This is a genomic window from Halobacillus sp. B23F22_5, assembly GCF_043497085.1.
Lineage (GTDB): Bacteria > Bacillota > Bacilli > Bacillales > Halobacillaceae > Thalassobacillus.
Genome location: NZ_JBIEKI010000004.1, coordinates 63,207 through 78,407, shown reverse-complemented (window position 1 = coordinate 78,407; position 15,201 = coordinate 63,207). Strand labels below are relative to the sequence as shown.

Below are 15,201 nucleotides of genomic sequence, written 5' to 3'. Positions count from 1 at the left end.
ATGAGCAATCCGAAAAAACACGCTCAAGCTTTCACACCGAGTCACTTAGGTACTCAGCCGCGGGAATCTGAAGTGAATAATGGTAAGAAAATGGAAGTGAAAACAGATAAAGAGCCTAAAGTCATCCAGACAAAAGGGAAGAAATAGGAGGTTTTGTTATGACAGAAAAGCAACGACATCCAAATCCTGATGACCGCAGTGATAACGTAGAAAAATTACAGCATATGGTGCAGGATACCATTGAAAATATCGAGGATTCACATGACGCCTATCCTATGGCAAATGAAGAAGAAAAGCGCGCAATCGAAGAGAAAAACAAGCGTCGAGAAGAATCTATTAACGCAATGCGTAGTGAAATTAAAGATGAAGCCCGCCATAATCAGCAATAAAGGGAAGCGTCCTTTCAATCCAGAAAGGACGTTTTTTATGTGCACGAGCGTCTACATAAAAGTCCAGGTATGATAAAATAAACCAATGAATCTAAAGGAGGGGCGTTATGGACGTAAAAATGGTTAAATCTGAATTACAGCAATGGAATACAATAGATAAACAACCTCCAATTTCGGAAACGACAGCTTTGAAACTGATGGATGATGTAGCCGAAAATGAACAAGATTTTAAAGCGCTCCTATACGTGACCTTAGCTTATCACCGAATCAGACGTCATCCAGAAGAAGATCAGCTGGCTGATTTTTTCATTGCACAGGCAAAAGCAATGAAACAAAACCATCCTTTATTAACCCAATTGAACGAGGCTAAGAAAGTGATGAAGGTCTATCATCGACTTTGCGAAGCGCCTTTTGAAGACTGGGTGTTACATGAAACCGATCACCAAACTGCGAAAGTGAAAAAAGCGAATAATATCCATGAACAGGTTAGCCGGCTATTGGAAGCCTGGGATCCTGAGCTAGTGGAAAAGGACATTGTCGACGCAGCAAGTGGCCGTTTGAAATTATACCAGGAGAGCTATCATCAACTCACTGAATTAAAAATTATTCTTGAAGAAGCGATTGAAACGATTGAGAATAGGCGGATTCGCCTGCCGGTAAGTGCTATCAATGAAAAGACAAGAGTATTAAGTGATTATAATGATGAGCTTTTCAAGCGCCTTCCAGCGTTTTTAACTGGTTCCGAACAACAGTATGCATTAGAAGCATTGGATAATATGGTCGGGCTAAAGGATGTAAAGAGCTATATCCATCGCTATTATCACTATTTAAAATATCAGCAACAAAGGAAAAGCCTTGGCTTCAGCATGGTGGACGAGCCTGGTCTTCATATGATTATGACAGGCAATCCTGGTACGGGAAAAACCACCCTGGCCAGATTATTGGCAAATATCTATTACGAACTGGGTATTCTGGAAACAAAAGAAGTAGTAGAAGTTAATCGTTCTCATCTCGTGGGTGCGTATATCGGTCAAAGTGAAGAAAACACCATGAATTATGTAAAGCAAGCAACAGGCGGTGTCTTATTCATCGATGAAGCATACAGCTTAAGCAGAGAAGGCCAAACAGGCAACGATTATGGCCAAGCTGTCATTGACACACTGGTTTCTGCGATGACCAGCAAAGAATATGGTGGAAAGTTTGCGGTGATCCTGGCTGGTTATCCGGAAGAAATGAGACAGTTTTTGTGGTCGAACCCTGGCCTCAGAAGCCGGTTTCCAGAACAAAACCATATCGCGCTTCCTGACTACCAGATGAGCGAGCTTCTGGAAATAGCAGAAATCAGCGCGATTGAAAATGACTACTTTTTTACTGTTGGAGGTTTAAAACAATTAGAAACACTTATCGATAAACACCGGGTTGATGACTCCTTCGGAAATGCCCGTACCGTTAAAAACCTTGTATTAAAAATCATCTTCAATAAGAGTGCCAATCTATCAGGAGAAGATCACCACGAATGGATTGACCATATGCGCCTAACCAAAGAAGATGTGCATCTTGAAGGTGAAAAAGAAGCCGATGAAGAATCACCGATACAACAGCTTGAGGAATTGATTGGTTTAGGGAACGTAAAAGATGAGGTGAAAAAGCTCTCTGCTTTTGTTAAGATCCAACAAGAGAGAAAAGATAAAGACCTGCCTCATGTGCCTGTTCAATTGCATTCGGTTTTCACAGGGAATCCAGGAACGGGGAAGACGACAGTTGCTGCTATATATGCCAATGTATTAAAACAATGCGGTTTATTGAAGCGTGGTCATATGATCGTGGTCTCTCGTAGTGACCTCGTTGCCGGCTATGTGGGCCAGACTGCTATGAAAACAAAGAAGAAGATTCGCGAAGCACTGGGTGGGGTTCTGTTCATTGATGAAGCTTATTCGCTATATAATGGCGGCCGGGATGATTTTGGTAAAGAAGCAATCGAAACGCTCGTCGATGAAATGACCCGCCATAATGAAAATTTAGTAGTCATCTTAGCTGGATATCAAAATGAAATGAGACAATTAGTGAACAGCAATCCAGGCCTGACGACAAGGTTTAAAAAATACTTCCACTTCCCTGATTATAATTCGGAAGAACTGCTTGCTATGACAAAATATCAGTCATCTTCTTACCAGTATCAATTAGAAAGAGAAGCGGAAGCGTTCTTATTGACGCGATTTCAAGAAGAAGATGTGAAAGGCAATGGCAGGTTCGTTAATAACCTGATTAACGAAGCAATTCAGTTCCAGGCGCTTCGGATTGAAAACAATACAGAACCCGCTATGGATCTTTTAGTTAAAAGCGACTTTGAACAAGCATGGAACACAGTACAGGGGGAATTTTGATATGAAGAAGACAGAAACACCGATTCGTGTAAGGTACCAGGAAACGGACCAGATGGGCGTTGTTTACCATGCTAATTATCTAGTATGGTTTGAGCTTGGGCGCACGGACTTCATCGAAGCGCTGGGATTCAAATATCATCAGATAGAAAATCAAGGCGTGGTGTCACCAGTGGTAGACGCAAATGTACAATTTAAAAAGCCGGTAAGGTATGGGGAAGCAGCTAATGTGGAAACATGGCTGGAGGATTATGATGGTCTTCGTATTACGTATGGCTACAAAATTTTCAACGAGAAACAGGAACTTGCTGTTGCTGGCATCACTAAACACGTCATAGTCAAAGAAGGAAGCTTTCGGCCGGTATCGATTCGCAGATCCTTTCCGGAATGGCATGAAGCCTACACGAATGCATTGGAGCGCTGAAAATGGCATTCGGAGTAAACCGTAACGAATTGAGGCAGTGGAAGGAACAGGTGAGCCGGGGAGAAATTGCTTTTCTCACTCATTATTGGCTGGATGAGCGTTTTCCAGGCTGCGACACGGTTACAAAAGTAGGCTGCCGTGATCTGAAAAAACTTGAACAATGGGGTGCTCATTATGGACTGAAACCCCAATGGATTCACCTGGACGAAAGATTCCCCCATTATGATTTGTTTGGTGATGTCCAGGCGAGGATTCTTAAGTCTGAAGGCATCTGGACACAGATAGAGCGATTCAACATCAACTAAACAGTTAATTTTAGCCCGATGGTTTCAAAATCGAATAAAGACATAAAAAAGCATTAAATTGGCTTGCAATTTAATGCTTTTTCTATATTATTCATCAAACAAAACTAAGCAATTATCTTTTTTACCCTACATAGTTAAATTCCGGTTCATCCCAGGTAGAGTTATAGTCTACCTTCAAAGATTTATCATCAAAATACCATGCGTCTGACTCTTCAACAAAAAAGGTAATACCATTAACTTCTGTTGAAGCATGCGGTTCACCAGGCTCTTCTAATTGTATCGCTAAAGAGAACCCTGGCTGCAGTCCGCCTGAACCACCATAGCGGACTAAGAAGCGGAGTGATACCTCGCTCTCAAGTTCTAATTCGTCCTGGTACCATTTTGCTGCTTGTTCTGTCACTTCAATGTTCATACTCTCAACCCCTATCCTGTGAAATTTGCTCAGACTTAATTGGAGCATTGGAAAAAAATAAAACAAGCTTAAGAAGCCTGTTTTATTTTTCTTTTTTATCTGGGACAGGATCGAATCCTCCAGGATGAAATGGCTGGCACTTGGCAATCCGGACCACTGTCAAATAAAATCCCTTAAAGAAACCGAACCGTTGAAAAGCTTCCAGCCCATATTGAGAACATGTGGGGTAGAAGCGGCACGTGGGAGGTTTAATAGGGCTAATCACTTTTTGATAAAAGCGGATCAGGCCGATGAAAATATATTTCATTCTACTCCCGCCTTAATTGCCTTCATCATTTTTATCGTAAGACAGGCTTGCAATTGCATCATGAAGGTGGATCGATTCTTCATTACGGCACGTAACTTTAAAACTCTCCACAAAGTCATATTCATATAGATCTGCGGCGACAAGGCGGACGACATCCTCCACGAAGCGAGGGTTTTCATATGCCTGCTCCGTCACCATTTTTTCGTCAGGACGCTTCAGTACCGGGTGGATTCTTGCACTGGCATTACTCTCTGCCGCTTCCAATAAAGCTGCTTTCCAATCAGTTTCCTGATCGTTGAAGTCCTCTGTCAACTTCACAGACATGGAGACATTTCCCCGTTGATTATGGGCGCTATATTCACTGATTTCTTTCGAACAAGGGCAAAGAGTAGTGATGGTTGCTGTCAAACCTACTTCAATATCGTGCCCGGTTTCTTGATGATAGCTGACTTTCATAAAGGCATCGGCATGATTCATACCTGCTAAATCAGAAGCTGGCCCTTTTCGTTCAAAGAACCACGGGAAAGTGACTTCCACTTCTGCATCCTGTTGCTTTAACCGGGCAGCCAGTTCTTTGGTGAACTTTTTCAAGGTCGTCAGATCGATGGCGAATCCTTCCTGATGGTACTCATCAAGCTGTTGTGTAAATCTGCTCATGTTTGTTCCTTTGCTATCCTGAGAAATGGAAGATCCAAAAGTGAACGTCCCTATAGTCGTTTGTATTTCCGGCGTCAATTGACTTGGAATACGAATAGGGTGTTTTACATTCGAAATCCCGACCGTATCAATATTAAACAGGAAGTCCTGTTTTGAATTTTGTAAATCAACCATTTGCTCTTTTTCAATAGGTTTTGTTCTTGGTCCAGGATCGCTGGAACCGAATAATTTATGTCGTTCCTTTTTGGAAGGTAGTAGTTTTTTATTCCTGATATCAATTTGAGACATAACTTTGACTCCTTTCAAGCCATAGCGGTGTTTCCTATAATTCAAAGTATACATGATGTGAAAATTATTATACAACTACTTGCTTAGAACTATGTAAGCGATAAGGTAATTGAATTGATAAGCTTAGTTGGAATAAACCTCTTACGATAATACCATATTTTGAACGGCCAATAATACATTCCTGTGAATTTGTCTGAAAATCTGACATATTTGTGAACTAATTCACAAAGATATATATTTCTATAATGCTTAATATTATAATTAAGACAAACATTAAAGGAGTGGTTGAGGTGACAGGGACAGCTGTATTATTAGACCATGGTAATAAATATATCGTTTTAGAAGAAATCGAACGAAGCCAGATTGATCCCGCCTTAAGTATAAGTGATTATCCGGCAACTGAGATTCAAAATGAAAACCAGAATAAAGCCATCTCACTCGTCGGATTTAAAGAAGAAGAAATAGACTGGGATTACGGTTATTGAGGTATAAAGTACAAGAGGCTGGGGGATGAAAACACCACGTCCTATGCGTCGTAGCTTGATGCAAATACGTTATCCATACTCTTAAAATTTTATAACAACGAAAAAGAAGCAGCTTAGCCTATCACAGGCAAGCTGCTTCTTCTTACATCCAGGTTATTTTAGGTTCGGTTTTATTGAGGATGCGCTTAATATTTGCGCGATGTCTGTATATCACGAACAGGGTAAGGAGGGTAATGACAATGAATAATCCCAGATCCCCTAAGAAAAAGCTGACTGCCATGGACACGACACCTGTTATCATGGAGGATAAAGATACATATTTCGTCAAATAAAGCATCACGAAAAATGTAGCGATCATGATTCCGAATACGAGCGGGTTGACACCAAGGATGACCCCTCCCGAAGTCGCGACCGCTTTCCCGCCTCGAAATCCGGCAAATATAGGGTACATATGGCCGATAACGGCAAGTATACCAATAATCAATGGGTTAATATCCGGAGTGAAAATAACAGCAAGCACAGTTGCAAGCGTCCCTTTGAGGATGTCCGCAATAGTCACGAACAGCCCGGCTTTCTTACCAAGAACACGGAAGGTATTCGTACCACCGAGATTACCGCTGCCATGCTCCCGGATGTCAATACCATAGCCGAGTTTTCCTACTAGCAAACCAGAAGGAATTGAACCTAAAAGATAAGCAATGATAGCAAAAACGATGTATTCCATTTTAAAACTCCTTTGTTTGCCTGATACACTTTCATTTTAGCATGCCGCATACTACATAAGAACTATCTTTTTAAAAAATATTACTTTCTTTTCTAACCATATTCGATAGAATGACGAAAGGGGGTTAGACATGCAGACATATAAAAATAAGAGAAAGTTTATCTACATAACTGCCATTTTCCTGCTTATGACCGGCGTTATTATATTATATCTTATGCCTACGGACAAACAAATAGAATTTGAGCGGGTTGATTATCAGCTATACCTGGATTATGTAAAATAGAACAGGCAGCTGCTATCTGTCATCAGGAAAAGCTATACTTACCTTTTTCCTTTGTCTAACCACAGATGTTTTCTTCTGCAGGTAAATGGGTATAACTATGTCAACATGTGTCTATTGGGGGTATAAGGATGATTGAGTTTAAGGAAGTAACCAAAACCTATCCCGATGGCACGACTGCTTTGAAAGGTTTGACGTTCTCCGTGAGTGAAGGGGAATTGTTGACGGTGGTCGGGCCAAGTGGGTGTGGTAAAACGACAACGATGAAGATGATCAACCGATTGATCAGCCCGACAGAGGGTTCTATCTTCATACATAATAAAGATATCAAGGAGTTCAACATCCATGAACTTCGCTGGAATATCGGCTATGTGTTACAGCAGATAGCTTTATTTCCGCATATGACGATCGAAGAGAATATAGCTATTGTTCCTGAAATGAAAAAGTGGAAAAAAGGAGACATTTCTTCTCGAATTGATGAGCTGATGGAAATGGTCGGCCTGGATCCGGCCACCTATCGCAAACGTAAACCGGATGAACTTTCAGGCGGAGAACAGCAGCGTGTAGGTGTCATCCGCGCCCTTGCTGCTGACCCTGACATCATTTTAATGGATGAACCGTTCAGCGCACTTGATCCTATCAGCAGAGAGAAATTGCAGCAGGACATCCGGGAACTGCAGCAAAAAATACAAAAAACGATTGTATTCGTCACCCACGATATGGACGAAGCTTTAGCTCTCGGAGATCGCGTATGTCTGATGAAAGAAGGGGAAATCGTGCAGCTCGATACACCCCAGAACATGATTCTTCATCCGAAAAATGAATTTGTCAAAGAATTCATCGGAAACCGGAAATCTCCATGGCAGACAGCCGTAGACGTCATCGCAGACCAAACGGGCAGCCGCGTGATTTCCCAGAATGAATTAGAAAATCGAAAATTTGAGGCGAATAAAACGTATATCCTGCAAGATGATGCGGGCAAGTATGCCGGAGCGGTAAAGTATGCCGAGAAAGTCGAGCTGCCTGTACTTACTAATGACATGCCATTGAAAAGAGCTGCTGATATTTTTGAGGAACATGAAGAAGAGCTTTTACCGGTAGTCAAAGGACAACAATTAATCGGAACATTATCTTATCGTGACATCGTACTACACCTGAAAGAGAAAGTTTCTACAGAAAATGGGGTGGTGCGATCATGAACGAGTTTTTAAATGTCTTTCAACAGCGCCAGGATGTATTATGGCCAACCATATGGGAGCACTTGCAGATATCAATTATCGCTCTGGTAATCGCAACGTTAATTTCTTTGCCTTTAGGTTTGATTTTAACCCGAAATCAAAAGATAGCTGAGCCGATCATCGGTTTGACTGCTATTTTGCAAACCATACCAAGCCTTGCGGTACTGGCATTTTTGATTCCTTTTTTCGGAATCGGCCAGACACCAGCCATCATCGCTTTGACAGCATATGGACTATTACCGATTCTACGAAACACCTATACAGGCATCAAGGAAGTTGACCCCGCTTTGAAAGAAGCTGCTACCGGGATGGGAATGAGTTCATTTCGCCGGTTGTCCCGTGTCGAGCTTCCACTGGCTATGCCAGTCATTATGGCAGGGATTCGGACTTCGATGGTGCTTATCGTTGGTACCACTACAATTGCGGCTCTGATTGGGGCTGGTGGTTTAGGTGAAATCATCCTGCTTGGTCTCGACCGTGGAGGAGATTTAAACTTAATTTTATTAGGTGCGATACCTGCCGCTTTATTGGCTATCGTACTGGATTTGGTTTTACGGTTATTCGAACGAACTTCCGCCAAATCAGGCTTCCGTTCTCTTGTCAGTCTATTAGTGATCGCTGCATTGATCGCTGTCGGACCGCTCGCATTCGGAGGCAGTGCCAAACCGGATATTAAAATCGGCGCAAAACTAGGGGCAGAGCCTACGATACTGATCAATATGTATAAATTGATGATCGAAGAAGAAACTGACCTGAACGTCGAGCTGGTCCCTAATTTAGGGAAAACCGATGTCGTTTTTTCTGCATTACAGGAAGGAAGCATTGATATCTATCCGGAATTTACGGGTACAGCGCTGGTCAGTCTGTTAGAACAGCAGGCTGAAAGCAATGAATCGAAAGAGGTCTATCAGAGGGCAGCCAAAGGGCTTGCACAAGAATACAATATGGCCTATCTGCAACCCATGCAATTCAATAACACCTATGCACTTGCTACTACGCAGGAATTTGCAAAGCAATATAACCTAAAGTCCATCAGTGACCTAAAACCGATCGCAGATCAGGTGACCGCAGGATTCACACTTGAATTTAAGGATCGGGAAGACGGTTATCAAGGCATCAAGAAACTCTACAACCTGGAATTTGGAAAGGTAAAAACGATGGATCCCGGGTTAAGGCAGGGAGCATTGAAAAAAGGAGAGGTGGATGTCATCGATGCTTATTCGACTGCAAGTTATATCGCAGGCATGAACTTGCGGGTGCTTGAAGATGATAAAAAACTATTCCCTCCATATCAGGGTGCTCCGTTATTAAGACAGGAAACGATCGATAAGTATCCGGAACTTAAAGAAATATTGAACCAGCTTGGTGGAAAGATTACTGGTGATCAAATGAGGGAAATGAATTATAAAGTTGAGGAAGAGGATATGGATCCAGAAAAAGTAGCCCGCGAATTCTTAGAGAAGGAAGGAATCTTGTAAAGGAGGAAACTTCATGGCTTACCAGCACCCGGATAATGAAACAATCAAACAGGCACTGACAGAGACCAAAACGATTGCAGTTGTAGGTCTCTCCGATAAGGAATTCCGCACCTCTTATCAGATTTCTAAAGAGATGCAGGATGCAGGATATCGCATCATTCCTGTCAATCCGATGGTTGACAGCGTATTAGGTGAAAAAGCCTACGCTTCCCTGCTGGATGTGGAAGAACCATTCGAAATGATCAATGTTTTCCGGCGATCCGAACATTTGCCTGCCCTGGCGAAGGAAGCGGTCCAGACCGATGCGAAAATCTTTTGGGCTCAGCAAGGAGTTATGGATGACGAAGCCTATGAATACTTGAAAGACCATGATTTTACCGTCATGATGGATATGTGTCTGAAAGTCGCCCATGCTGTTCTGATGTAGCAAAATCAGTTTGAAACCGTTAAAAAAATCCCTGTGCATGCAGGGATTTTTTACTGTTAAAGGAAAACGTTACTTGCGTCTTTCGTCAAAAAGGCTAAAATAGAACAAGCAGATAGTATATCCGTTTACACATCCGAACGTTTGTTCTATTATTATAACAGATAGACATGGAAGAAGGGAGACGTCGTATTGGTTAAACAATCGCAGCAATACTCAGATGATTCAATACAGGTGTTAGAGGGATTAGAAGCGGTGAGGAAGCGGCCGGGCATGTATATTGGCAGCACGGATCATCGCGGTCTCCATCACTTAGTGTATGAAATTGTAGATAATGCGGTGGATGAGGCCCTTGCCGGATTTGGTGACCGGATTACTGTCACCTTACATAAAGATGGCAGTGTCTCGGTCGAGGATGAAGGAAGAGGTATGCCCACGGGCATGCATAAAATGGGGAAGCCAACCCCGGAAGTGATCCTGACTGTTCTACACGCCGGAGGAAAGTTCGGACAGGGAGGCTATAAAACGAGCGGGGGTCTTCACGGTGTCGGAGCTTCCGTGGTAAATGCTTTATCAGAATGGCTGGAAGTGACCATCCATCGTGACGGGCAGACATATGTCCAGCGTTTTGAAAATGGTGGCGTTCCGGTGACTTCACTCGATAAGAAAAAGAAAACAAGGAAAAGCGGAACGATCATCACATTCAAACCCGATCCTTCTGTTTTCTCTACGCCTACTTTTAACTTTGAAACGCTTTCGGAGCGGCTGCGGGAAGCTGCTTTCTTATTAAAAGGTGTAGAAATCCGGTTGATCGACCAACGAAAGGACGTGGAGGAAAGTTATCAATATGACGAAGGATTAAAAGCTTTTGTCAGTTACCTGAACGAAGAAAAAGATACCCTCCATCCTGTAGTCGCTTTTGAAGGAGAGCAAAACGGAATAGAAATTGACTTTGCCTTCCAGTTCAATGACGGTTTTGCCGAAAGCATGCTGTCCTTTGTCAATAATGTCCGTACCAAAGATGGCGGCACCCATGAGTCAGGAGCAAAAACCGCCATTACACGTATTTTCAACGATCATGCCCGTAAAACGAACCTATTGAAAGAAAAAGATAAAAACTTAGAAGGCAATGATATTCGTGAAGGATTCACAGCTATTGTATCTGCCCGCATACCGGAAGAACTGTTGCAATTCGAAGGGCAGACGAAAAGTAAGCTAGGGACTTCGGAGGCAAGGTCAGCTGTGGATGCCATCGTTTCAAGCAAACTATCTTATTTCCTGGAAGAAAACCCGGATATCGCAAGTCTATTGATCAAAAAAGCGATCCGTGCTAAAGAAGCACGGGAAGCAGCGCGTAAAGCACGGGAAGATGCGCGCTCTGGTAAGAAAAAGAAACGGAAAGAAACTATGTTAAGCGGGAAATTGACGCCAGCTCAATCCCGTAACCCGAAGAAAAACGAACTTTACCTGGTAGAGGGTGACTCAGCAGGAGGCTCAGCAAAACAAGGGCGCGACCGTAAATTCCAGGCGATTCTCCCACTGCGAGGTAAAGTCATCAATACAGAAAAAGCGAAAATTGCCGATATATTTAAAAACGAAGAAATTTCTACGATCATCCATACGATCGGAGCGGGTGTCGGGGGAGACTTCGATTTAGAAGACTGTAATTATGATAAAATCGTCATCATGACCGATGCTGATACCGACGGTGCACATATCCAGGTATTACTGCTGACATTCTTTTACCGGTATATGCGGCCGCTTGTAGAAGCAGGAAAAGTGTTCATTGCACTACCCCCGCTTTATAAGATTTCTAAAGGAAAAGGTAAAAAAGAACAAATAGAATACGCCTGGGATGAAGAAGGCATGGAAGCGGCAGTCAAGAAATTTAAAAATGGCTACATCATCCAGCGGTACAAAGGTCTTGGCGAGATGAACGCAGACCAGCTATGGGAGACAACGATGGACCCGGCTACAAGGACCTTAATCAGGGTCACCATTGATGATCTTGCCCGTGCGGAAAGACGTGTTACCACGTTAATGGGTGATAAAGTCGAACCAAGAAGAAAATGGATAGAATCCCACGTCGCTTTCGGTATGGAAGATGAAGTGAACATTCTTGAAAACGATAAAATTCAGAACTAGAGGAGGATATTCTTTTGGCGGAAGTGGAGAATTACTTAGATTTACCTTTAGAGGAGGTCATCGGCGACCGTTTCGGAAGGTATAGTAAATACATTATACAGGAACGAGCGCTTCCGGATGCCCGTGATGGCTTAAAGCCGGTACAGCGAAGAATCCTGTATGCGATGCATCAAGAAAAGAACACCTATGATAAAGCATTCCGTAAATCAGCGAAGACAGTCGGTACGGTAATTGGTAACTACCACCCCCATGGTGATACCTCAGTTTATGATGCAATGGTGCGGCTTAGCCAGGAATGGAAAGTACGGAAGAACTTAGTTGAAATGCACGGAAATAACGGGAGTGTCGACGGGGATCCTCCGGCAGCGATGCGTTATACGGAAGCACGTTTATCAAGCATTTCGTCCGAACTGCTCCGGGATATTGAAAAAGAAACAGTCGATTTCATTCCAAACTTTGATGACACGATTGAAGAACCGGTAGTCTTACCTGCTAAATTCCCAAATCTGCTGGTCAATGGGTCTACTGGTATTTCAGCAGGATACGCTACCGACATCCCGCCTCACAACATCGGTGAGGTGATTGATGCTGTCATCATGAAAATCGAAAAACAGCAAGTTACGACAAGTGAACTGATGACCAGGCTGAAAGGACCTGATTTTCCAACTGGAGGAATCATCCAGGGAGAAGACGGCATCCGGAAGGCCTACGAGACGGGTAAAGGCAAGGTTATATTACGAGGGAGAGCAAAGATTGAGGACATTAAAGGGAACAGGCAGCAAATCGTAATTGATGAAATTCCTTTTGAAGTCAATAAAGCAACCCTCGTCAAACGGATGGATGAACTTCGTATCGATCGTAAAGTTGAAGGAATTGCAGAAGTTCGTGATGAAACAGATCGGACAGGGCTTCGCATTGTCATAGAGTTAAAAAAAGAGGCTAATAGTGAAGGTGTTTTGAATTATTTCTATAAAAACACCGATTTACAAATAACTTACCACTTCAATATGGTAGCTATTAAGGACAAAACACCTCAATTGCTAAGTTTACATCAGATTCTGGATTCCTATATAGCTCACCAAAAAGAAGTGGTGACCAGACAATCCAGGTATGACCTTAAGAAAGCAAAAGCACGCGCCCATATTGTAGAAGGCCTGATCAAAGCCATTTCGATACTGGATGAAGTAATCGCGACCATTCGTGCTTCAAAAGATAAACAAGATGCCAAAAAACGCTTGATTCAGGCGTATGATTTTACGGATGAACAAGCAGAAGCGATCGTCAATTTGCAACTGTACCGACTGACGAATACGGATATCACAGCTTTAGAAAAAGAAGCCGGTGAACTGAGGGACAGGATTGCATATTTAGTGGAAATTTTGGCTGATGAAAAGAAATTGTTGAAAGTCATCAAAGCTGACCTGAAGAAATTGAAGAAGCAATACAACGACGACCGCCGAACGGAAATTCAGGCAGAAATCGAGGAATTGAAAATCAACCTGGAAGTCATGGTAGCCAGTGAAGATATTATCTTGTCTGTAACAAGAGACGGATACGTAAAACGGACAAGCCTTCGTTCTTATGCTGCCTCCAACGGCGAGGATTTGGCGATAAAAGATGGTGATCACCTCCTCCGGTTGATAGAAATCAATACGACTGACAAGCTGCTGTTGTTTACCAATAAGGGCAATTACCTTTATCTCCCTGTCCATGAGATACCCGATATCCGGTGGAAGGATCTTGGACAGCATATTGCCAACCTGGTTCCGATAAACAAAGATGAAAAAATTGTAGCTGCCTACCCTGTAAGGGACTTCAAAGAAGAGAGTTGCCTGTTATTCTTCACGAAAAATGGCATGGTAAAGAAGAGTGAATTGTCGCTTTACGAAGCTCAACGTTATTCGAAGCCACTGGTAGCTATCAACCTGAAAGGTGAAGATGAAGTAACGAACGTCCATGTAACCAATGGTCATTCGGATATTTTCATTGCTTCCGATAAGGGTTACGCACTTTGGTATCATGAAAGCGAAGTGAAAACAGTCGGCCAGCGGGCTGCAGGGGTGAAGGCCATTACCTTAAAAGAGGGCGAGAGCGTCGTCTCCGGCCAGGTTTTCGATGATTTATCAGACCCATCGATCGTTATTGTGACTCACCGGGGAGCATTGAAACGAATGCGCCTCAAGGAATTTGAACAGAGTTCCCGTGCCAAACGAGGCGTAGTCATGCTAAGGGAACTGAAAAAGAATCCCCACCGAATCGTCAACATGCATTTGATGGCCTCTGGCCAGGAACTGCAAGTGAAAAGTGACAACGGGGAAGTAGTGACGGTCAATCCAATGCAATATAAAGCTAATGACCGCTATAGCAATGGTTCTTACATCATCGACATCGACCAAAGCGGGAATGTCATCGACTCCTGGGTAAAAAATGAATATGAAAAACCTTTTGATACAGAAAGTGAAAGTTCTTAATACAGCGTCACTTATTTAAGTCCAGAAAAACATCCAGGCAGCTGCCTGGATGTTTTTGTATGTTATCATTCATAAAGTCTTTGTAATTTTTGAAAAATGTGATAAAATTATGACAAATGTCCAGCGGGAAAGGGGATGATGTATGGCCGAGTTAAGAGAGACAATCCTTAAGACCTCGCTTGAACTATTCGAGCAAAAAGGGTTCCATGGGGTTACAGTCAATCAGATCGTAGCAGCCTCAAACACTTCAAAAGGTGGGTTTTATCATCACTTCCAATCGAAAGATGAACTATTGTTCGTCATTCATGATACATTCATTACATATGTTTTGAAGGAAGCAAAAGCAGCCAATGAAATCCACAGATCTCCCATCAAGAAAATCCAATCAATCATCAAAGCATTTGTTAAAGTTTTTGACTTGTACAAACCGCACATCTCAGTTTTTTACCAGGAAAGCAATTACCTGAAACCTGAATATGAAGAACAAATCAAACGTAAGCGTGATGCATTCAAGCAAATGGTTTTCCAAGTGATCGAAGAAGGTCAGGAGACCGGCGATTTCCGAAAAGAACTGCCAATGGAAATCACAGGAATGGCAATTCTCGGAATGGTCAACTGGATTTATAAATGGTACAGCCGGGACGGCAAATATACCATCGATGAAATCGCAGATGTCTATGTCGATATTATCCTGCATGCCGTGTTGGCAACCAATTCGGTCCATGAAGAAAGCCTTCAGTCTCAAATGCTTGAACGCCCTTTTTTTACTAACGAAAAGTAACCGCTTACATTA

The 15,201-nt window shown here is 42.7% G+C and carries 17 protein-coding genes; 13 read left to right on the top strand and 4 right to left on the bottom strand.

The genetic code is table 11. The annotated features are described in order from the left end of the window. The 5 genes from ACGTN9_RS07415 (at window position 1) to ACGTN9_RS07395 (ending at window position 3,499) form a co-directional block, all read left to right on the top strand. Window positions 1–147, top strand: coding sequence for an acid-soluble spore protein N (locus ACGTN9_RS07415; RefSeq protein WP_062446020.1), 147 nt, complete (start codon window positions 1–3; stop codon window positions 145–147). Between the two features lie 11 nt (window positions 148–158). After that, entirely contained in the window at window positions 159–389 is a 231-nt protein-coding gene (gene tlp / locus ACGTN9_RS07410; protein ID WP_499591722.1) for a small acid-soluble spore protein Tlp, read from the top strand. Window positions 390–496: 107 nt separating this feature from the next. Beyond that, window positions 497–2,773 carry an AAA family ATPase gene (locus ACGTN9_RS07405; protein WP_499591721.1) on the top strand — a complete coding sequence of 759 codons (2,277 nt, stop codon included), beginning with the start codon at window positions 497–499 and terminating at the stop codon, window positions 2,771–2,773. Between the two features lies 1 nt (window position 2,774). Continuing rightward, window positions 2,775–3,194, top strand: coding sequence for an acyl-CoA thioesterase (locus ACGTN9_RS07400; RefSeq protein WP_499591720.1), 420 nt, complete (start codon window positions 2,775–2,777; stop codon window positions 3,192–3,194). 2 nt (window positions 3,195–3,196) lie between these two features. Beyond that, on the top strand, window positions 3,197–3,499 hold the full coding sequence (locus ACGTN9_RS07395) for a hypothetical protein (RefSeq protein ID WP_499591719.1): 303 nt from the start codon (window positions 3,197–3,199) through the stop codon (window positions 3,497–3,499). Between the two features lie 121 nt (window positions 3,500–3,620). Here ACGTN9_RS07395 and ACGTN9_RS07390 read toward each other — a convergent pair whose 3' ends face one another. From ACGTN9_RS07390 to folE2, 3 genes are all read right to left on the bottom strand, one after another. Continuing rightward, entirely contained in the window at window positions 3,621–3,911 is a 291-nt protein-coding gene (locus tag ACGTN9_RS07390) for a HesB/YadR/YfhF family protein (protein ID WP_499591718.1), read from the bottom strand. A gap of 82 nt (window positions 3,912–3,993) precedes the next feature. Next, window positions 3,994–4,218, bottom strand: coding sequence for a membrane protein insertion efficiency factor YidD (gene yidD, locus ACGTN9_RS07385; protein WP_499591717.1), 225 nt, complete (start codon window positions 4,216–4,218; stop codon window positions 3,994–3,996). Between the two features lie 12 nt (window positions 4,219–4,230). Beyond that, window positions 4,231–5,163, bottom strand: coding sequence for a GTP cyclohydrolase FolE2 (folE2, locus tag ACGTN9_RS07380; RefSeq protein ID WP_499591716.1), 933 nt, complete (start codon window positions 5,161–5,163; stop codon window positions 4,231–4,233). Between the two features lie 290 nt (window positions 5,164–5,453). Between folE2 and ACGTN9_RS07375 the strand changes: the two genes are divergently transcribed. Continuing rightward, on the top strand, window positions 5,454–5,648 hold the full coding sequence (locus tag ACGTN9_RS07375) for a hypothetical protein (protein ID WP_499591715.1): 195 nt from the start codon (window positions 5,454–5,456) through the stop codon (window positions 5,646–5,648). Window positions 5,649–5,790: 142 nt separating this feature from the next. On the opposite strand, the gene plsY is transcribed toward ACGTN9_RS07375, so the two are convergent. Continuing rightward, complete coding sequence (plsY, locus tag ACGTN9_RS07370) at window positions 5,791–6,372, bottom strand: glycerol-3-phosphate 1-O-acyltransferase PlsY (protein ID WP_499591714.1); 582 nt, start codon at window positions 6,370–6,372, stop codon at window positions 5,791–5,793. Window positions 6,373–6,502: 130 nt separating this feature from the next. On the opposite strand from plsY, the gene ACGTN9_RS07365 reads away from it, so the two are divergent. From ACGTN9_RS07365 to ACGTN9_RS07335, 7 genes are all read left to right on the top strand, one after another. Further along, window positions 6,503–6,655, top strand: coding sequence for a hypothetical protein (locus tag ACGTN9_RS07365; RefSeq protein ID WP_499591713.1), 153 nt, complete (start codon window positions 6,503–6,505; stop codon window positions 6,653–6,655). 128 nt (window positions 6,656–6,783) lie between these two features. Further along, the gene (locus ACGTN9_RS07360) at window positions 6,784–7,851 is read left to right on the top strand and encodes an ABC transporter ATP-binding protein (RefSeq protein WP_499591712.1); all 1,068 of its coding nucleotides are present in this window, start codon (window positions 6,784–6,786) and stop codon (window positions 7,849–7,851) included. Then, the gene (locus ACGTN9_RS07355) at window positions 7,848–9,368 is read left to right on the top strand and encodes an ABC transporter permease/substrate-binding protein (protein WP_499591711.1); all 1,521 of its coding nucleotides are present in this window, start codon (window positions 7,848–7,850) and stop codon (window positions 9,366–9,368) included. The genes ACGTN9_RS07360 and ACGTN9_RS07355 overlap by 4 nt, the downstream gene beginning before the upstream one ends. 13 nt (window positions 9,369–9,381) lie before the next feature. Beyond that, on the top strand, window positions 9,382–9,795 hold the full coding sequence (locus tag ACGTN9_RS07350) for a CoA-binding protein (RefSeq protein ID WP_499591710.1): 414 nt from the start codon (window positions 9,382–9,384) through the stop codon (window positions 9,793–9,795). Between the two features lie 189 nt (window positions 9,796–9,984). Beyond that, window positions 9,985–11,937 carry a DNA topoisomerase IV subunit B gene (gene parE / locus ACGTN9_RS07345; RefSeq protein ID WP_499591709.1) on the top strand — a complete coding sequence of 651 codons (1,953 nt, stop codon included), beginning with the start codon at window positions 9,985–9,987 and terminating at the stop codon, window positions 11,935–11,937. Window positions 11,938–11,951: 14 nt separating this feature from the next. Continuing rightward, window positions 11,952–14,408: a DNA topoisomerase IV subunit A gene (parC, locus tag ACGTN9_RS07340; RefSeq protein WP_499591708.1), complete on the top strand. Its 2,457-nt coding sequence runs from the start codon at window positions 11,952–11,954 to the stop codon at window positions 14,406–14,408. A gap of 142 nt (window positions 14,409–14,550) precedes the next feature. After that, on the top strand, window positions 14,551–15,189 hold the full coding sequence (locus tag ACGTN9_RS07335) for a TetR/AcrR family transcriptional regulator (protein WP_499591707.1): 639 nt from the start codon (window positions 14,551–14,553) through the stop codon (window positions 15,187–15,189). Window positions 15,190–15,201: the final 12 nt, after the last annotated feature.